This window comes from Biomaibacter sp. TOL (genome assembly GCF_059717795.1).
This window is the reverse complement of the sequence record NZ_AP046092.1, coordinates 2,403,843-2,421,649: the sequence shown is the minus strand read 5'-3', so window position 1 is coordinate 2,421,649 and position 17,807 is coordinate 2,403,843. Positions and strand designations below refer to the sequence as shown.

Below are 17,807 nucleotides of genomic sequence, written 5' to 3'. Positions count from 1 at the left end.
AATTTTTTATAGGATTTCAATAATCCCCTTGACTTTATACCTGGTATAAGGATTATAGTTGAAATAAGAATAATATATTGAAAGGGGATTGATCAGATGCTGGAAAAGGTAAGGGTTATCCAGTATGGCCGAAGTGCACGGTGTCGGACTCAGCCCCGAAGAATTCGAGGAAAAAATCGCAAAAAATGACTCTTTGCCATCTTATATGTGGAATACCAATCAGTGGCTGTGTTCACAGCTTGGCTGGAGTATAAAATCTATGGAACAAAAGCTTGTTCCTATATTCCATGATAAAGACATTTATTCACAAACCCTCGGAAGAACCATTAAAGCCGGCGAAGCTCTAGGAATGTCTGCGATAGTTACCACCATCACTAATCAAGGCCCCATAATTGAAACCCAGTGCATCGGCAAGGTGTATCCCGAAGGTGAGGTAGACACCAATCTATGGACGATTCACGGAGAACCCAATACCACACTCAGGATTGAACAGCCTGCTACTGTGGAGCTCACCTGCGCAACTATAGTCAACCGAATCCCGCAACTTATTATGGCACCCAGCGGCTTTTTTACGACTGAAAAAATGCCGCCGGCAAAATATCTTGCCTATCCCATGAACCTTTATGTGGATGACTGCTGCATATAGCCTCTTTCAATACTTTATGGCTGAATCTCGCTCAAGTCAAAAACCCGGAACCGACGTTCCGGGTGATTTTAATGCAAACATATCCAGACACTTAATTTGCTTTCATTCCTTTAGATTTTTAAAGTTATAAAATGCCAAATCTCTTAATCTGTTTGCTAGACCTTCAGTATGCCCGTCGAAGCCAGAAATACCAGGATGATGATTATAGGATCAATGTATTTTATCAAAAACATATACGCACTTTGGAAACCAAATTTGATCTTGCCATTGTTGGTGGCCTCTTTTACAGCTTCAGGCAAGCCTAGCACCTTGACGATAAATATGCACATCATAAGCGCTCCAAATGGCATAAGGATGTATGAAGCCAGGAAATCCGCCGCGCTTAAGAAATCAAGCCCGCCGATTTTGAACCATGAAAAAATGCCTTGAGCCAGGGATGAGGGAATCCCTACCAGAAATATGAGCAATCCTGCCCCCAATGTGGCCTTTAACCGATCCTTCTTGAAATTATCAACTAAAAATGATACATTGACCTCTAGCATGGATATGGATGAAGTTATGGCTGCAAACAGCATCAGCACAAAAAACAGAAAACCAAACAGTCCGCCCAAGGGCATTTTGGTAAACACGTGCGGCATTGTCAAAAATAGAATCGGAGGCCCGGCAGACGGGTCCAAACCAAAAGCAAAAATTGAAGGGATAATAATCATGCCTGCAAGAAACGCAGCTAAAAAGTCCATAGCGGGAATCATCTGGCTCATCTTGAGGATGTTTTCATCTTCCGAAAGATAGCTCGCATAAGTCATGGTGCAACCCGCACCGATATTCAGGCTGAAGAAGACCTGTCCCATAGCCATCAGAAACGTGATGCCGGTCAATTTTGAAAAATCAGGAACAAGATAGTATTTGATTCCTTCCACAGCTCCCGGCAATGTAACAGCTCTTATAACCAGAACCAGGAAAAGCACAAAGAGTGTGGGCATCATGATTTTACTCGCGCGTTCTATTCCGCCTGAAACACCCCTTGCTACGATAAAGACGGTAAAGCCCATAAAAAGAAGATGCCAAAACAACGGCGACACCGGATTGGTTATAAATCCACCGAAAAATCCTTCGATATCTACCTTTATTCCGCCTACCAGGTACTGAAACATGTACCTTGTAATCCATCCGCCCACAACACTATAATATGAAAGCACGATGAAGTTTACAAATACCGCCACAAATCCGACAAATCTCCAGAAACCGTTGTTGCCTGAAAGTTTGCTGTATGTCCCGATGGGGTTCAGCCTTCCCCTGCGGCCAATGACTATTTCCGTTATCAATACAGGTATGCCGAGAAGTATGAGAATCAAAATATAAGCGAATAAAAACGTTCCCCCGCCAAATTTGGCCGCAAGATACGGAAATTTCCATACATTGCCAAGCCCAATGGCTGCGCCTGCTGCAGCCATCACGAACCCAATGGCCGAAGCCCACTGACCTCTGGAACCAGATTGATTTTGACTCATATTTATCCTCCCATCTGTTTTTATATGGAAAAATTTCGCCGTTTTCCGATATGATTATACAATTTGCTGAATCGCAAGTTAAGCAAAAATTTTAGAAGTTGGAAGCATAAGCCTTGCTTCCAACCTCCGATTTATTTTCAAAACTCTAGGAAACCGGTTTTAACCGGGCTGTGAAGTGCCTTAATACTTTGGGCTCATAAGTAAACTCCAAGCCCTTTAGCGTATGTGCTTTTTCCTTTATGGCAATAAGAGAGTCAGCAACAATGTCCATGTGGTCATTTGTATAAACCCTCCGCGGAATGGTGAGCCTTAAAAGTTCCAGCGGCGACTCCATCTGCTCGCCCGTTTCAGGGTCCCTTCCCAGGAGGAACGAGCCGACTTCAACGGCACGCACCCCGGATTCCAGGTAAAGGGCATTTGCAAGGGCCTGAGCGGGGAACTGGTAAAAGGGGATGTGCGGCAGCATTTTCTTTGCATCCACAAAAACCGCATGGCCTCCGGTGGGATACTGAATAGGAACTCCACCATCTAAAAGCCTTTGACCGAGGTATGCCACCTGTGAAATCCTGTAGCGAAGGTAATCTTCATTTATTCCCTCTTTCAGGCCCCTCGCCAGAGCTTCCATATCTCTTCCTGCAAGCCCGCCGTAGGAAACAAACCCCTCATATGGAATAAGCATTGTCTTTACTTGTGTGAAGAGCTCTTCGTCCTCTTTTATACCTATAAGACCGCCTATGTTTACTATTGCATCCTTTTTGGCGCTCATAGTAAAGCCTTCGGCATATGAGAACATCTCGCGCACTATATCAATGATTTCCTTATTCTCATAGCCCTTTTCCCGCTGCTTGATAAAATAGGCATTTTCTGCAAAGCGAGCTGCATCGATAAAAACCCTTATGCCATATTTTTTGCCTATTTCGCTTACAGCTTTGATGTTCTCCATGGAAACCGGCTGTCCGCCGGCACTGTTGCATGTTACCGTAATCAGTATAAAGGCGATATCATCTGCATCATGTTCCTCGATAAATGCTTCCAGCTTCTCTAAATCAAAATTCCCCTTCCAATCATACGGGGCTGCAGTATCAAAAGCCTTCTCTGTAACGAAGTTGAGGGGCTTGCCTCCGTTTAATTGAATGTGCGCCATAGTGGTGTCGAAGTGCATATTGCCCAGAACATACTGGCCCTTCTTCTTTATAAGGCACGGGAACAGCACCTTTTCCGCGCCTCTGCCCTGATGAGTGGGAACGCAATACGGATATCCGAATATCTCTTTTACGGTATCCGCTAGATGATAGTAATTTTTGCTGCCGGCATACGATTCATCCCCCATCATCATGCCAGCCCATTGATAATCGCTCATGGCTCCTGTCCCGCTGTCTGTCAGCAGATCGATGTATACATCCTCAGCTTTCAGCGCAAAGGGATTGTACCCCGCCTCTTCCAAGGCTTTTTGCCTTTGTTCGCGGGAAATCATTTTTAATGGTTCCACCATCTTGATTCTGAACGGTTCTGCGATTCTTTTATACATCTGAATTCCTCCCTGGTGATGTCTTTGAGTAAAAATTAATGCAATCTGTATGCCAATACCATTGAGCATTATCAAATAAACCCAGGTGTAGACAAACTTAAGTAATTTCACTGTTTCCAGCTTAACAAAAGAAATGATATTACACCTGTGCTTAATTAAATATCGTATTAAATTTATACAACCATTTAATTGTTATGTCTCATTATGATACATATGAGTTTCGTTTGTTTAATATTTTGTATATTCACGTTATATTCTCGCTTTAAATATGGTTATATTAAAAGCTGTCGTATCATTTTGATACAACAGCTTTATTGCAGGATTTTAAAAAACTACGGATATTTCTTTATTTATGACATACCCATACCCATTTCTCTTAATTTTCGGTATAGGGTTGCCCGGGAAATGCCAAGTATTCGGGCGGCTTCAGTCTTATTGGTATATATTGTCAATGTCTTTTCAAGCAAAGATTTTTCAACCTGCTTAAGCTCCGGCCATTTGCCCGAGGTATCCACATAAAAGCCCCGCGGCTGTTTAGCGTTCAAAATATCCGGAAGATCTTCCAAATCTATGATGCCGTCCTCGTCCATAACCAGCGCTTTTTCGAGAATGTTCTCAAGTTCCCGAATATTGCCCGGAAAATCGTAATTCATGATGGCTTTCATGGCAAAAGGCGCAACCTTCGGCATTTCAACATGCATTTTTCCACACAATCTTTCAAGCAAAAACTTCACATATGTCGGTATATCCTCCTGCCTGGCCCTCAGAGGCGGGATATCTATTCGGATTACATTCAAGCGGTAGTACAGGTCTTCCCTGAAACTGTTCTGTTCCACCATCTTTTCCAGCGGCTTATTTGTGGCTGCAATGACCCTTATATCAAGCTGTATTTTTTTAGTCCCGCCGAGATGACGGATTTCCCGTTCCTGCAACACCCTCAGGAGTTTTACCTGCAGCGCAAGCGGCAAATCGCCTATTTCATCCAGAAAAATGGTGCCTCCCTGTGCCTGTTCAAGAAGGCCTTCCTTGCCTCTGGGACCTGCTCCGGTAAATGCTCCAGGTTCATACCCGAACAGTTCGCTCTCAAGCAGTGCTTCGGGTATGGCTCCGCAATTAACGGTAATAAAAGGTTTATCCTTGCGTCCACCGGCTCGCACAATAAACCTCGCCAAAACCTCTTTTCCGGTACCGCTCTCCCCTGTTATCAGCACATTGGAATTTACTCCCGCAGCTTTTTGCGCGATATACATGACCTTTTGCATCAACGGGCTTTTGCCGGCGATAAATTCCCCATCCCCTAAAAATCCGTAAAGTTGTGCGGAAAGATGATTTATCTGTTCTTCGGCCCGCTTTAATCTGCTGTTTAACTCTTCCAATTCCGTTATATCCATAAAAACCGAAATGCTTCCGATCAGTTGAGGACCATTGTATATAGGAACTATGTTGGAAATTACGTATTTGCCCTGAACCCATGTTTTAGTACCCAGTTTTTCCTTTCCGGTTTTAATAACCTCCAGCAAAGACGATTGAGGAACCACATCTTTCACATATTTGCCAAGAATATCGCGGTTAATAAGGCCCGTAATCCTCTGGTTTGCATCATTTACATACACTATTTTGCCGTTAGAATCAGCAATAACGATGCCCTCATGAACCTTATTCAGGATCACCTCGATTGCCGTTATCATTTCTTCCAGTTTTCTCATGCTTTCCACCTGCTTCGCATCTTTTATATGGCAGAGGTATTTTATCATTACCGCTATACATACATGCAGTCGCATTATATCGTATTATTGAAAAACGTTATAAAATCATTGCAATTCTAACTACTTTTTTATTATAAATCAAATGTCTGTAAAGTTCAAACCTGAACGTTTTGCATACCCCTGGGCTGCTTCCCACCCAGTGCACCACAACGCCGTTTTTCTATCAGCCATTATCCCTGCGTGCTCTCAGGAATAATCTGGCTCTTCTGCAACATATGTTGATTTCCTATCCACCATTATCCCGGCGTGTAAAAAGCCTCGGGCTGCAACATAAAATTTATAACTCAACTTTCGCAGATCAAACTATAACTACAAACCTTGATAAATCAATAAAAATAAGCAAACAAAAATGCAAGGAGCCCTCCTTTTTGTGATATAATGGAATTGGACAAAATACACAAGAAAGGAAGATCCTTGCAATGTCCATTATATCACATTATAACGAAAATGAAAACCGCTTTTCCTCAACTGTCGACAATTTTTTAAAAGAAAATCGCATAGGGTTCCTACTAAAACAGAGCAATTTCTACAAGGAAAAGGGAATTTCATGCTATGCTGTAATCCGCAGCAAGTTGGTAGGTTTGACATCGGACAACCGTGTCAATGTCCTAATAATAGACGATTCTATATACAGTAGGAATAGAAGCAAGGTTGTCAACTTTTAGCCAGAGTAAGAAACCATGTGGCACAAAAATACGTTAAGGGGTTCAGACTTCTCACCCTTGGATGGTCTGATGGAAATACCTTCATCCCGCTCGGCTTCAACCTCTTGAGTGCACAAACTTCTGAAAACAGGTTGCAACCGATGAACAGTGAAATCGATAAAAGGAGCATAGGCTACAAGCGCCGAATTTCTTCACTCGCGAAAGAAACCGATGCCATGATAGACCTGCTAAAACAGGCAGTGGAGAATAACATCCCTGCAAAATATGTGCTGTTTGATAGCTGGTTTACTTACCCAAGCATATTGTTGAGGATCCTCGGATTAAACCTCCACGTCATAGCCATGGTTAAGAACATGAAGAAAATTTATTACAGTTTTCAAGGCAAAAGAATGAGCCTTCAGTCTATATATTCTTGCGTAAGAAAAAAACGCGGTAAGGCAAAGACTTCTTATGATTCCATTGTTGCCCATACTACTATTGTTTTTGCAAGGTACATCATGCTGGCTGTTGAAAACCGCAATAACAAGGATTTGCGGACTATAGGAGGCTTGTTCTATTATTTCTGTGATGAGCTTCAGGATATAAAGTTCATGGAAGCTTTGCAGCTATTGATTGATGCTCTTAAGACTGCTTTGCGTGAAAAGCTCGTGCTTTCAAAGGAAGCAATCAGTGAGTTTTTAGATTATTTTATGTCTTGTCTGCCCACTTTCCTTAAGGAAAAGTTGGCACTTTGTTCCTGCGAAAGTTGAGTTAATGTACTTATTTAATGCTATAATTATTCCGCATAAATAGCCAAATATAATTGGTTTTTAGCCTCCCTATAAGGAATTGAAACTATTCGTTTTCAGGTTCTCAATGCCAACTCTTTGCAGTCTTCGAGACAGCATTCCACATTAATATGGATCAGCCTGTTAGCAAGGGAAGAATGCTTGTTGTAAGCGACGCTCCTATCGTTTATTCTGTTACCGGCACAAACAACCTTCCAGCCTTCAGGCAGAACTTAATTTCCTATCCGCCGGTCCAAAGTTAACTGATAAGCGGACGCCTGTACAGTTGGGGCAGCAGAAGTGAGCTCGTCAAGAAATAAGATGCCATATTTGCCGTCCCCTTCCACATCAGGCAAAAAACCTGCGTGGAGCCAATCTGCCCTAAGCTTTTCTCTATTCGGCACTGGAATGCCTCTCAAATCAGCGGGGTTTATGAGCAAAAGGCGGATATCCTTGATACCCCATCCTCTCTCTTTGCCAATTTGCCTGATAATTGAGGACTTGCCGATACCAAGAGGCGACCAAAGCATTACTGAAACAGACTCCGGCATATCGAGAAGTTTTTGAAGATGCTTTTTAGCTTCGTTAATATACATTTTTGATTCTGGTGTAAAAACCCCCGATTTTCCCATCCAAAATTAACCAAATACAACTTTAAAAATAAAAATTAGCGAAAACACAATAAAAACTACCAAATTATCATGATTTATGGTATAATATATAGGGACAAAGCCAAATACGAACAATGGTAACCTAAAATCATGATAAATGAGGTGTAAAAATGTTCAGGGAAAATACCAACCACCTACAAGACTCTTTGTTCGAGAGCACAAACTGGATGAATCCCAGAATTAAAGCTAAGTTGGATAAATCATGGGCTCCCATATTCTATAAATACGTATTCTGCAAAATAGATGAAAAACCCTTCGCAGTGCTATACAGCGATACCGGAAGACCAAACTTCCCCGTGAACATAGCCTTATCCCTGGAATACATAAAACACCTAAAAAACTACTCCGATGATGAACTTATTGACAACTTCTACTTCAATTACCTGGTAAACTATGCAGTGGGAATCCGGGTCCTGGGAGAAATAAATCTGGCAGAAAAAACCCTATATGATTTCAGAGCAAGAGTATATCGCTATCTGGTACAACACCCTGAACAGGAAGATTTAATCTTTGCCTCCTTTCTAAACCTTACAAAAAACTTTATCAAAGCAGCCGGCATATCTACTGAAGAACAGCGCATGGACTCCACCATGTTCATGAAAAACTAAAGAAAGCCGGAAGAATAGCATTAGCCTTTGACGTTTTGGAAAGGGCAGTAAAATCCGTACCTGAAGACCTTCTTACACCAAACCTCAAAGAAGTCTTAAAACCCGAATTCAAAACAGACATAATCTACAGAGCAAAACCATCGGAAAATGAAAGCAAATTGGACATGCTCCTGAACCTTTGCCTTGATGTTAAGAACATCATAGAAAAAGCTCCTGAAATAAAAGATCCCAATACCTTGAGGATACTCACAAGATTCATATCAGAGCAATCCGTATTTGATGAACAAAAAAACAAACTCAAAGCCAAAGACAATAAAGATATTCCTACCAACTCCTTGCAGTCAGCTTATGATGAAGATGCCACATACAGAAAAAAGGGAGATAAAGCCCAAAGCGGATATACACTAACCATTACAGAAACCTGTTCAAAGAACAATCCATTCCAGATGATCACAGACTACAAGACAGATCAAAACATCAAAAGCGATGCAGAAGTAGGTCAGGAAAGAATACCCGTTATCAAAGAAAACACCGACTGCAAACACCTCTATTTTGATGGTGGATACTACTGTCCTGAAGTAATCGAAAAAGGTAAAGAAAACGAAATTGAACTTCACTTCACCAACCTCAACGGCAAAAAACCTCAAAAGACATTATCCATAACACAGTTTGAAATAGATGAATCCACCAACATAATAACAAAATGTCCTGAAGGCATGGCCCCTATCCACACTGGCATCACCAAAGGCCAGACAGTAGCTCATTTTGCCTTGAATATATGCGATGCATGTAAACATAGACAAGACTGTTACTGTGTACTGGCCCCCTATTATTTGGACTTAAACGACCAACACGCCACGGCTCACAGTATCTCTTAAAAATGCTTCATAAAATGCTGAAGGTGTCATAAATTTGCGGATTCATGGGGCCTTTCGCAAAGATAAAATTTTATATAATCATCCAGGCCTTTAAAAAATGACTTATAACTGGCAAAATCATTTATATTAACATATTCTTCTTTCAAGGTTCTATGAAATCTTTCAATATTTGGGTTTTGCTAGGCGATCTTACTGGTATTCTCTCATGCAATATACCCTGTTTAGTGCAAAATTCCTGAAATTCTTTTGACTTAAACTGCGACCCATTATCGGTTCTGATTGTTAAACTATCTGTTATATGCCTTGATGCAATGGCTTTTGTTAGGGTTTTTATCACATCGCTCTTTGTTATCGAAAAACCAGCCTTATAGCCCACTATCTCTAACGTATATGTATCTATTATATCCAGGATAAAGATTATTCTAGGGAAAATGGTCACATACGTAATATCCATCTGCCAGTGGGTATTCGGGGCCTCGACAGATACTTTTTTGAAAACTATTTCAGTATTTGAAGAAGCGTAGTGTTTAATAACTGGCAAAAGCAGATCCATTTCTTTGCATAGCCTGTAACCCTTTTTCTTGTTGATAATAATTCCAAACTTTGACCTTAAGAGAAATGTAAGTTTTTTATACCCAAAGAATGGGAATTCCTCAGCTAAATCAAAAAGCAAGGTCTTTATCATTTCATCGGATATATATTCACCACTAAGTGTTTCTGAATAACCTGGCTTTGAGCATCCCCGCTTTGAATCCGGACTTTCTTGTCGGGGTTCATAGAAAAATGTGCTTTTGGGTATATTTGAAATTTTAAGTAGAAAATCTAGATTATAGCCCTCAGAATATAAATGCTTTATTAGATCGATTTTATCGGCTATAGACGGTTGGTTTTTTTTAGAAGCTCTTTTAGATAAGCAATTTCGAGGTCTTTATCAACGATGATAGAACGAAGCATGATGTTTTCTTTTCTGAGATTTACTTTTTCGTCATCATCGTTACTATCGTTAGGGTTTAAAAGCTTTTTTCTCCAGTAATCGATTGTAGTTTTTGATATGCCGTATTTCCTACAGACAGCTATTTTAGTGGTACATGAACTTTGAGCTTCGGATAAGATAGCGAGCTTTTCTTCCGTAGTAAAATTCTTCCTCGCTGCCATAGAAAAATTCCCCCTTCAAGAGTTATTTTATCATGTTGTGCGTTTTGGTCCAATTCTCTTGAGGGGCCAGCAAGATGCGATGCATGTAAACATAGACAAGACTGTTACTGCAAAAAGCAGAAGAAAGATTATGTAGTCCGTATAAATCTAAAAGCCATAGAAACAGCAAGACAGCGTCAAAAAATCGAAGAATGCCGCAAAGAAAACACCAGCATGAGAGCAGCCATAGAAGGGACCAACTCGGCATTAAAGCGTGGCCACCAGCTTGGCAAACTCAGAGTAAGAGGCTTTGTAAAATGTAACATGGTTGTAGGCTTTAAGGTATTAGCCCACAACTTCAAGAGGTTTGCAAATTACATGATAGAGCAGACTAAAAAACTCATGCCTCAAGATACAGGGATAAGTCTACCTATTTTAAGCCAATAAATGGTAAAAGGTCCCGGAAAGGGTAGTAAAATACCGGATATTAGAGGTGAATATAGCAAAAATTATTCTCGAAGCTAAAATATTTTCCAGTTTATACCTTATGAAGTTTTCAAGGTTCGGATAAAGGGGTATAAAAACAGGGTTTTTACACTGGAATCATTTTTGAATTCCTCCTCGTATAAAATAAAAATAAGATGATAGTTTAAGGCTCAAAGCCTTATTTTTACAAGCTTTATAAGCTCTTAGAAAAAATATTTTTTATGCTTTACAAAGTGGGGTTTTTCCGGCATAATCCTTTAATAGAATTAGGGGAAGTACGCTTCCTCCTTGTTGCACCCCATGGGTGACTTCTTTTTAAGATTGTACCCCCTCCCCTGACAGGTACTTCTAACGCGCAGTTTGTTTCTTTGAATTCTAATTTGGCGAGGATGTTGATCTTGTCAGGGATGCTGGGACCCCTATTTCAAATGCTTTATGGTGGTGATGTTTTTGTCAAAGAAGCTTTTTGTCGGTATTGATGTTAGTTTAAAGAGCAACCAGGTTTGCTTAATGGATCATGACGGTAGTGTTATGGGGAAATCCTTGAGTTTTGATAATAACCTGCCAGGTACTCTTGCTATGGTGGAGCATTTAAACTCTGTTTTAAGTAACGGTGATTTCGAGAAATTGACTATTGGTATGGAGGCTACGGCTCTCTATTGGTTCCCTTTGTTTAATTTCTTGAATAATTCTTCTCGAGTTTTTTTAGAGAAGGAAGCCGAGATTATACCTCTCAATCCAAAAGTTGTTAGTCATTTTCGCGATGCATATACCGATATGGATAAAACTGATATCAAGGACTCCTTTGTGATAGCTGATCGGCTTCGCTTTGGCAGAGTACATAGTAGCCGTATCCCAAGTGTTGATTTTTTAGCCTTACAAAGGCTTACCAGGTTTCGTTATCATTTGGTTCAATATGAATCAAGACTCAAGAATTACGCCAGATCCTTTTTGTTCCTTACTTTTAGTGAGTGGAATAGGGTTAAAGCTTTCTCTGATGTATTTGGCGCAACCGCTAAGAAGTTGTTAAAGAAGTTTTGTTCTGCTCAGGAGCTTTCGGAGTTATCTATTGAAGATCTTAAAGAGCTTTTGAACGAATTTAGCAAAGGGCATTTTAAAAATTTAGATGAGAAAGCTCGTTTGGTTAATCAAACTGTCAAGGATTCTTTCCCCATCCCTCAAGAACTGGCAGAACAGGTGCATTTGTTGATAAAGCAAACTTTGCAGCAGTTGGAGTTATTGGAAAAGCATATAGCTCGTTTGGATAAAAAGATTGAAAAATTAATGAACAAGTTTCATAATCCTTTGATATCTATCAAAGGTATAGGCCCTGTTCTGGCAGCTGGAATTTTTGCTGAAATCGGTGATGTTTCTCGTTTTCCCGGCCAGGCTCAACTGGCAAAGTATGCCGGCCTTACCTGGAGGAAAAATCAATCCGGCAATTTCAACGGGGATATTACTCCTTTGACTAAAACAGGCAATCCTTATCTTCGGTATTATTTGATCCAGGCTGCTCAATGCTTGGTAAATCATAATCCTGAATACAGGGAGTATTTTACCCGTAAGTTTAATGAGACTCCTCGCCATCCTCATAAACGAGCGCTGTCGCTCACAGCTCGCAAGTTGGTGCGCCTTGTTTATGCTTTGTTATTTAAAAATCAGTTGTATTTGTCTAAAGAGGAGCGCCAGCTCGCTAAAGATAGGGAGGTGAATAGCGCCTCGGTTCCTGATGTTCAAGCAGAGGTTTTAGAGGTGTCGGAAAAAACGGCAGCAAAAAAAGTGAAGACACAACGGTTGCCGCACGCCTCAAGAACTCTGCCTTGCGGGCAGGAACATGTGCGAGGTCGCAGAGCAGTCAACACGTAGGTCTTCACTTAATCTCAATTTAACATTCCTGATTAGAATAGTCAAGACCTACGGATTGCTATGATTTATTTACTTTTCTTTAGATAGTTACCATATGTTTCCAAATGCCTTTTTCTTAAAAGGCTTAGTTTCTTATACCCTTTTTTAGGATAAATCATTAATGTTTACCATGGTGTCCTATAAATCTTTTTTGATAAAGTACTTGACTTTTACCGCAGTCTTTACAAAAAATGAAAACCGGCAGGTACTTAACCTACCGGTCTTTTGGCAAGAACAAGTTACTTTTGACAATTTTGCCGCAACCATGTTTATTTGAAATAAATTGCGGCAAAACCTAACACCACAGTTACTATTAAAGCAAAGGTCCATCTTTGTAAGTAGTCAAACTTATCATTAAGTTTATCGAACCTAGCACCAGTTTCTTTTCTCATAGAATCAAATTTTTCATCAACCTTATCAAATTTTGCGTCCATTCGGCCCCTTAAATCATTTATTTGCTGTGATAGGAAAAAATAACCTGGCTCGTATATTTTCGGTTCCTGTGGAGGAATATTATCCCCACCTGCGGCTATCTCGTTTTTTGTTCTGTTTACTATTTCCTTTTCCGCCATGCTCATCACACCCTTCCTCCTATCATATTTTACCATAATTTTGCTCGGACAACAATTAATTTTTGATAGGAGTTTCTTGCAAGAAAAACTTATTTCTGTTCAGCGATGCTATAAGAAGCTTTTTACCGACTTTTTGACAAAGCTTTTTAAGTAATCATTATAGTTTGCAGTTGGTGTGCCAAATCTTGTACAAAAAAGGGCAACTGCAGCATCATAATCTAACGAATTGTTTGTTTAATAGTTCTTGAGGCTTATTTCACCAGATTGAGGATAGCTATCCGTAGACCAATGTTTAGTAACGACTTCAATATTATTGATCCTGCCGATTACCCGTTTGAGGCGGTTAATAGGATTATAAAGCGATTGAAGCGGCTTCTTCCTTAAATTTATATATCGGCAAAAGTTTTTCACCAATTGCTTTTTTGGCTTTCAACTATTTTTCTATTTCCTCCAATACAGAGTCGTCATAATATTCTCGACACAATTCTTGCAAAAATAAATTGGAACATCTTTTATTATTTTATTCTGAACAGGGATAAATTTAAAACCCGGAACTATCATTCCGGGTTTAATTATTGTATAACGAAAACCACCTGCTATGCAGGTGGTTCCAAAAAGCTTATAGCTATAAGTAGAAATAAAAAACCTCCTTTGTTAGAATAGATGCAGGTCTGTCAACCGCATCAAAACAAAGGAGGTTATCCAAAATGGATAATGAAAGTTTATCACATACCAAATGGAATTGTAAATATCACATAGTATTCGCACCGAAGTATCGAAGACAAGTAATATATGGAAAAATAAAGACTGATATAGGGAAAATACTAAGGAAACTATGTGAATACAAGGGTGTAGAAATAATAGAAGCAAATGCCTGCCCAGATCACATCCATATGTTAGTAAGTATTCCACCTAAAATAAGTGTAGCACAGTTTATGGGATATTTGAAGGGAAAAAGTTCACTGATGATATTTGATAGACATGCAAATTTGAAATATAAGTATGGGAATCGACAATTTTGGTGCAGAGGATACTATGTAGATACAGTGGGTCGCAATAAAAAGGCAATAGAAGAATATATCAAGAACCAGTTACAGGAAGATATAGCAAAGTTAGAGCCGAATCTGCTACATAGATGAGGGATGTTAAGTCAATTTTATCAAGATCTTTTGACAGGACATTGATAAATTCATTGTTCCATGTTTTATCATCTTTATTTCCATCTAGAGGCTGCCCTAATACCGATATACCATCTTGATTTACACACAGGCCTATTTTTAGCTGTTTTAGATCCGGGCAAGTTTATCTAATGCTCTTGCAAGGCAGTCATCGTTTAAATCTTGCAAAAGGACTCCTTTACCAAAGAGGTTGGCAAGATCTTGGTATAGGTAAAATCTGCTGACTAAATAAAGGGGTGTTCTTGTTGCAAGGATGTTTATGACCAGAGCTTTTATTCTTATCCCCGGGGATAATTTGCACTGGGAAGCATCCCAGGGTAAGAGTTTATCCAGGTTTTTGCCTATATTTAGTTGCTCCCATATGGCGGAGATAACTGGTGCTGGGCCTGCGTTGAATATTTTCATTTTGTTCATCATAACATCACCAGTTATCATAATACAACAATTCTGAAAAAAGTACAAGTCCAATTTTTACCAATTTGGCTTTTTTTGAAAAATTTTTTGAGATGTTCATTAAAAAATGTTAATTTGTTTTTTGAAGGGGTGCGGAATATGTGTTAAAAGAATACATTGACACGTTTACGGGTGAGCCGGTAAACAAAGGCAAAAAATAAAAATGCCCCTTTAGGGGCAGCCTGAAAAAATACGCGGTTGGCAGACCATTCAACGAGCCTTAAGGCTCAGCCAGTAAATGCCCTTATAGGGCTAGTGCAAACCACCCGCTAAGCGGGTGGTGATGATTCATTCAACATAACTCCTTGTTAGTTTATATTATTCTTTGCTTTGGGTAAGCCCAACCATATCGATACAAGCGCTGCAATTGCCAGCAGATAGGGATAATAAAGTGTAGGCATTATTTCAACAGGCGATAGTTTGGCTATGCTCCCGGCCAGCAGGAGCTGAGCACCATAGGGTATGATTCCTTGCCATACGCAGGAGAATATGTCGAGAAGGCTCGCACTGCGCCTTGGGTCTACTCCATTTTCTTCGGAGATTTTTTTTGCCATAGAGCCTGTGATGACTATGGCGACGGTATTATTTGCGGTGCAGATGTCCGCCACAGACACCAGCGCTCCGATTCCGAGCTCCGCGTCTCTTGTGCTCTTTACTCTGCGGCTTATGACATTCAGGAGATAGTCTATGCCGCCTTCTCTTGCTATCAAAGCTGCAAGACCTCCGATCAGCAGCGAAAGAATGAATATTTCCTGCATTGAACCGAAGCCTTCATAAATCTTTTGCGTAAAACCAATCAGGGTGAAGCTGCCGCCAAGCAAACCTATAAAGCCCGCCAAAAGCGTTCCGATTATAAGCACTACAAAAACGTTCATCCCTATCAGTGCCAGAACTAAAACAGCAAGATAAGGCACTATTTTCAAAACATTGTATTCCAGACCCGCAGGCACCTGGCCCCCTGTCCCGAATATTGCCATGATTATTACGGTCATGATTGCTGCGGGCAGGGCTATCTTAAAGTTCATGGCGAATTTATCCCGCATGGCGCAACCCTGTGTTCTTGTAGCCGCAATGGTCGTGTCCGATATCATGGAAAGGTTGTCGCCGAACATTGCACCGCCCACAACCGCTCCCACCGCCACTGCCAGAGGAAGCTGTGCCTTTGCAGCCATTTCCACGGCTATAGGGGCAACTGCGGCAATGGTACCCATGGACGTTCCCATGGCAGTAGCCACGAAAGACGCAATCACGAACAACCCCGGCAAAATGAGGCTTGCTGGTATTACCGAAAGCCCAAAGTTTACTGTGGAGTCGACTCCACCCATGGCCTTCGCGACTGTTGAGAATGCACCTGCAAGAAGGTAAATCATGCACATGATGATAATATTGCTTTCCCCCACGCCCTTCACAAATGTGTCCATTTTTTCGTCAATGCTGCCCCTGCCTATTATAAACGCTATGATAATTCCAGCAATGGCCGCGACAGGGGATGGAAGCTGGTAAAATGCAAAATCCACGCCTTTAATGTTGAAATAGATACCCGCTCCGAGAAAAAGCGCCAGAAAAACCCCGAGAGGTATGAGAGCCGACGGATTTTCTTTGTTCTTAATGGACATTTCTTTTTTTAAGCCTCCTTTTTTATGGTATAAGCCGGAACAAAATACGCAGCATTAAGGCGGCAAGACGGCCGGTTTATTTTGCTACCGCCGCCGCTTTTTGCTCAACCATTGCCAGCGCCTGATCCAGGTCTGCAATGATATCTTCCACATCCTCAATGCCTACCGAAAGTCTTACAAGCCCGTCGGTAATGCCAACCTTCAGCCTTTCTTCAGGAGGCACCGGCGAATGCGTCATGGATGCCGGGTGCTGAATGAGCGAGTCCACGCATCCCAGGCTCACTGCAAGGCTTATCATTCTCACGCTGTTCATCAATATCTTGCCCGCTTCTATACCACCTCTCAATTCAAAACTTACCATACCTCCGAATCCATCCATCTGTCTTTTTGCAAGTTCGTGCTGCGGATGCGACTTGAGACCGGGATAATATACTTTTTCAACCAAAGGATGATTTTCTAGATACTCGGCCACTTTTTGAGCATTAATGCAATGGCGTTCCATCCTCAGGCCCAGAGTTTTGATTCCGCGAAGAAGCAGCCATGCATCAAAAGGTCCGATAATCCCGCCAAAATCCTTCAAATATGGTATCCTCATGGTATCAAGAAGGTCTGCGGGACCGGCAATGATTCCCGCAACAACGTCGCCATGCCCTCCGATATACTTCGTGGCGCTGTGGACAACCACATCCGCCCCGTATTCTATGGGCCTTTGAAGGTAGGGAGTCATGAAGGTGTTGTCCACCACCAGCCTTGCTCCAGACTCATGTGCTATTTTGGCAGCGGCACGCAGATCAACGATTTTCAACGTGGGATTTGCCGGTGTTTCAACATAAACAACTTTAGTATTTTGCCTCATGGTCTTTCTTATATTTTCCGGATCGGATGTGTCAACCAGTGTAACCTCTATTCCGTAGCCCGGCAGAAGATCTTTTATCAGGCTGTGGGTGCATCCATAAAGGGTATCCCCAGCAACTATGTGATCTTTTTCCTTGAGAAGTGCCAAAAGCACCGTTGATATTGCCGCCATCCCCGAACCGGTAGCAATTGCCCTTTCCGAACCTTCAAGCGCTGCCATCTTCTCCTCAAGTTCGGCCTGCGTCGGATTTCCAAGCCTGGTATAGATGTAGCCCGCCTCTTCACCCGCAAATCGCCTGGCTCCCTGGTCCACGTCCCTGAACACAAAGGTTGATGTCTGATATATGGGTGTTACATGCGCCCCCGTAACCGGGCACGGCTTCTGCCCCGCATGTATCGCCCTGGAGTTGAACTTCATTTTTCTGCTGTCCATATATTTGTACCCTCCCAAAAAATGCGAATTTAAAATTTAATATTATATCTATATTGTCTGCAAATATCATGCCATCTCTAAAACGCTATTTTTGGGGAGGGTATGGTAATGAAATTGACCGGATAGCAGGTTATA

The 17,807-nt window shown here is 41.2% G+C and carries 17 protein-coding genes and 1 pseudogene; 7 read left to right on the top strand and 11 right to left on the bottom strand.

The window, feature by feature from the left end:
* Positions 1 to 124 precede the first annotated feature (124 nt).
* Positions 125 to 646, top strand: a complete 522-nt coding sequence (locus tag AC6I1H_RS12050) for a hypothetical protein (RefSeq protein ID WP_497737813.1) — start codon at positions 125 to 127, stop codon at positions 644 to 646.
* A 155-nt stretch (positions 647 to 801) separates the two neighbouring features.
* Here AC6I1H_RS12050 and AC6I1H_RS12045 read toward each other — a convergent pair whose 3' ends face one another.
* From AC6I1H_RS12045 to AC6I1H_RS12035, 3 genes are all read right to left on the bottom strand, one after another.
* On the bottom strand, positions 802 to 2,157 hold the full coding sequence (locus tag AC6I1H_RS12045; RefSeq protein WP_497737812.1) for a sodium-dependent transporter: 1,356 nt from the start codon (positions 2,155 to 2,157) through the stop codon (positions 802 to 804).
* Positions 2,158 to 2,302: 145 nt separating this feature from the next.
* Positions 2,303 to 3,685 (bottom strand): tryptophanase, encoded by a 1,383-nt coding sequence (locus AC6I1H_RS12040; protein WP_497737811.1) that lies wholly within the window; start codon positions 3,683 to 3,685, stop codon positions 2,303 to 2,305.
* 350 nt (positions 3,686 to 4,035) lie between these two features.
* The gene (locus AC6I1H_RS12035) at positions 4,036 to 5,391 is read right to left on the bottom strand and encodes a sigma-54 interaction domain-containing protein (RefSeq protein WP_497737810.1); all 1,356 of its coding nucleotides are present in this window, start codon (positions 5,389 to 5,391) and stop codon (positions 4,036 to 4,038) included.
* A gap of 479 nt (positions 5,392 to 5,870) precedes the next feature.
* Between AC6I1H_RS12035 and AC6I1H_RS12030 the strand changes: the two are divergent.
* Positions 5,871 to 6,865, top strand: a pseudogene (locus AC6I1H_RS12030) (transposase).
* 251 nt (positions 6,866 to 7,116) lie between these two features.
* Here the strand turns inward: AC6I1H_RS12030 and AC6I1H_RS12025 are convergent.
* Positions 7,117 to 7,479, bottom strand: coding sequence for a P-loop NTPase family protein (locus AC6I1H_RS12025; protein WP_497737809.1), 363 nt, complete (start codon positions 7,477 to 7,479; stop codon positions 7,117 to 7,119).
* A gap of 185 nt (positions 7,480 to 7,664) precedes the next feature.
* Between AC6I1H_RS12025 and AC6I1H_RS12020 the strand changes: the two genes are divergently transcribed.
* Both AC6I1H_RS12020 and AC6I1H_RS12015 read left to right on the top strand, forming a co-directional pair.
* Positions 7,665 to 8,162, top strand: a complete 498-nt coding sequence (locus AC6I1H_RS12020) for a transposase (RefSeq protein WP_497737808.1) — start codon at positions 7,665 to 7,667, stop codon at positions 8,160 to 8,162.
* A gap of 35 nt (positions 8,163 to 8,197) precedes the next feature.
* Positions 8,198 to 9,040 (top strand): hypothetical protein, encoded by an 843-nt coding sequence (locus AC6I1H_RS12015; RefSeq protein WP_497737807.1) that lies wholly within the window; start codon positions 8,198 to 8,200, stop codon positions 9,038 to 9,040.
* 26 nt (positions 9,041 to 9,066) lie between these two features.
* On the opposite strand, the gene AC6I1H_RS12010 is transcribed toward AC6I1H_RS12015, so the two are convergent.
* The 3 genes from AC6I1H_RS12010 to AC6I1H_RS12000 all read right to left on the bottom strand — a co-directional run bounded on the left by AC6I1H_RS12010 (position 9,067) and on the right by AC6I1H_RS12000 (position 10,195).
* A complete protein-coding gene (locus tag AC6I1H_RS12010; RefSeq protein WP_497737806.1) occupies positions 9,067 to 9,186 on the bottom strand; it encodes a hypothetical protein in 120 nt (39 codons plus the stop codon).
* Complete coding sequence (locus AC6I1H_RS12005) at positions 9,183 to 9,725, bottom strand: transposase (protein WP_497737805.1); 543 nt, start codon at positions 9,723 to 9,725, stop codon at positions 9,183 to 9,185. The genes AC6I1H_RS12010 and AC6I1H_RS12005 overlap by 4 nt, the downstream gene beginning before the upstream one ends.
* Before the next feature lie 188 nt (positions 9,726 to 9,913).
* Positions 9,914 to 10,195 carry a transposase gene (locus AC6I1H_RS12000; protein WP_497737358.1) on the bottom strand — a complete coding sequence of 94 codons (282 nt, stop codon included), beginning with the start codon at positions 10,193 to 10,195 and terminating at the stop codon, positions 9,914 to 9,916.
* On the opposite strand from AC6I1H_RS12000, the gene AC6I1H_RS11995 reads away from it, so the two are divergent.
* Positions 10,178 to 10,621 (top strand): transposase, encoded by a 444-nt coding sequence (locus AC6I1H_RS11995; protein WP_497740776.1) that lies wholly within the window; start codon positions 10,178 to 10,180, stop codon positions 10,619 to 10,621. The two genes, AC6I1H_RS12000 and AC6I1H_RS11995, sit on opposite strands and share 18 nt — an antisense overlap.
* A 489-nt stretch (positions 10,622 to 11,110) precedes the next feature.
* Entirely contained in the window at positions 11,111 to 12,526 is a 1,416-nt protein-coding gene (locus AC6I1H_RS11990) for an IS110 family RNA-guided transposase (RefSeq protein ID WP_497737804.1), read from the top strand.
* 308 nt (positions 12,527 to 12,834) lie between these two features.
* On the opposite strand, the gene AC6I1H_RS11985 is transcribed toward AC6I1H_RS11990, so the two are convergent.
* The gene (locus tag AC6I1H_RS11985; RefSeq protein ID WP_497737803.1) at positions 12,835 to 13,143 is read right to left on the bottom strand and encodes a hypothetical protein; all 309 of its coding nucleotides are present in this window, start codon (positions 13,141 to 13,143) and stop codon (positions 12,835 to 12,837) included.
* A gap of 701 nt (positions 13,144 to 13,844) precedes the next feature.
* Between AC6I1H_RS11985 and tnpA the strand changes: the two genes are divergently transcribed.
* Positions 13,845 to 14,276 carry an IS200/IS605 family transposase gene (tnpA, locus tag AC6I1H_RS11980; RefSeq protein WP_497737802.1) on the top strand — a complete coding sequence of 144 codons (432 nt, stop codon included), beginning with the start codon at positions 13,845 to 13,847 and terminating at the stop codon, positions 14,274 to 14,276.
* A gap of 147 nt (positions 14,277 to 14,423) precedes the next feature.
* On the opposite strand, the gene AC6I1H_RS11975 is transcribed toward tnpA, so the two are convergent.
* From AC6I1H_RS11975 to megL, 3 genes are all read right to left on the bottom strand, one after another.
* On the bottom strand, positions 14,424 to 14,729 hold the full coding sequence (locus AC6I1H_RS11975; RefSeq protein ID WP_497737801.1) for a DUF4277 domain-containing protein: 306 nt from the start codon (positions 14,727 to 14,729) through the stop codon (positions 14,424 to 14,426).
* Positions 14,730 to 15,076: 347 nt separating this feature from the next.
* Complete coding sequence (locus AC6I1H_RS11970; RefSeq protein ID WP_497737800.1) at positions 15,077 to 16,384, bottom strand: Na+/H+ antiporter NhaC family protein; 1,308 nt, start codon at positions 16,382 to 16,384, stop codon at positions 15,077 to 15,079.
* A gap of 76 nt (positions 16,385 to 16,460) precedes the next feature.
* Positions 16,461 to 17,672 (bottom strand): methionine gamma-lyase, encoded by a 1,212-nt coding sequence (gene megL, locus AC6I1H_RS11965; protein WP_497737799.1) that lies wholly within the window; start codon positions 17,670 to 17,672, stop codon positions 16,461 to 16,463.
* Between the last annotated feature and the right edge of the window lie 135 nt (positions 17,673 to 17,807).

Bases quoted from the DNA above. Each gene is read 5' to 3' on its own strand.
- AC6I1H_RS12050 (WP_497737813.1), top strand. From the start codon at position 125: ATGGCCGAAGTGCACGGTGTCGGACTCAGCCCCGAAGAATTCGAGGAA.
- AC6I1H_RS12045 (WP_497737812.1), bottom strand. From the start codon at position 2,157: ATGAGTCAAAATCAATCTGGTTCCAGAGGTCAGTGGGCTTCGGCCATT.
- AC6I1H_RS12040 (WP_497737811.1), bottom strand. From the start codon at position 3,685: ATGTATAAAAGAATCGCAGAACCGTTCAGAATCAAGATGGTGGAACCA.
- AC6I1H_RS12035 (WP_497737810.1), bottom strand. From the start codon at position 5,391: ATGAGAAAACTGGAAGAAATGATAACGGCAATCGAGGTGATCCTGAAT.
- AC6I1H_RS12025 (WP_497737809.1), bottom strand. From the start codon at position 7,479: ATGTATATTAACGAAGCTAAAAAGCATCTTCAAAAACTTCTCGATATG.
- AC6I1H_RS12020 (WP_497737808.1), top strand. From the start codon at position 7,665: ATGTTCAGGGAAAATACCAACCACCTACAAGACTCTTTGTTCGAGAGC.
- AC6I1H_RS12005 (WP_497737805.1), bottom strand. From the start codon at position 9,725: ATGATAAAGACCTTGCTTTTTGATTTAGCTGAGGAATTCCCATTCTTT.
- AC6I1H_RS12000 (WP_497737358.1), bottom strand. From the start codon at position 10,195: ATGGCAGCGAGGAAGAATTTTACTACGGAAGAAAAGCTCGCTATCTTA.
- AC6I1H_RS11985 (WP_497737803.1), bottom strand. From the start codon at position 13,143: ATGAGCATGGCGGAAAAGGAAATAGTAAACAGAACAAAAAACGAGATA.
- tnpA (WP_497737802.1), top strand. From the start codon at position 13,845: ATGGATAATGAAAGTTTATCACATACCAAATGGAATTGTAAATATCAC.
- AC6I1H_RS11975 (WP_497737801.1), bottom strand. From the start codon at position 14,729: ATGAACAAAATGAAAATATTCAACGCAGGCCCAGCACCAGTTATCTCC.
- AC6I1H_RS11970 (WP_497737800.1), bottom strand. From the start codon at position 16,384: ATGTCCATTAAGAACAAAGAAAATCCGTCGGCTCTCATACCTCTCGGG.
- megL (WP_497737799.1), bottom strand. From the start codon at position 17,672: ATGGACAGCAGAAAAATGAAGTTCAACTCCAGGGCGATACATGCGGGG.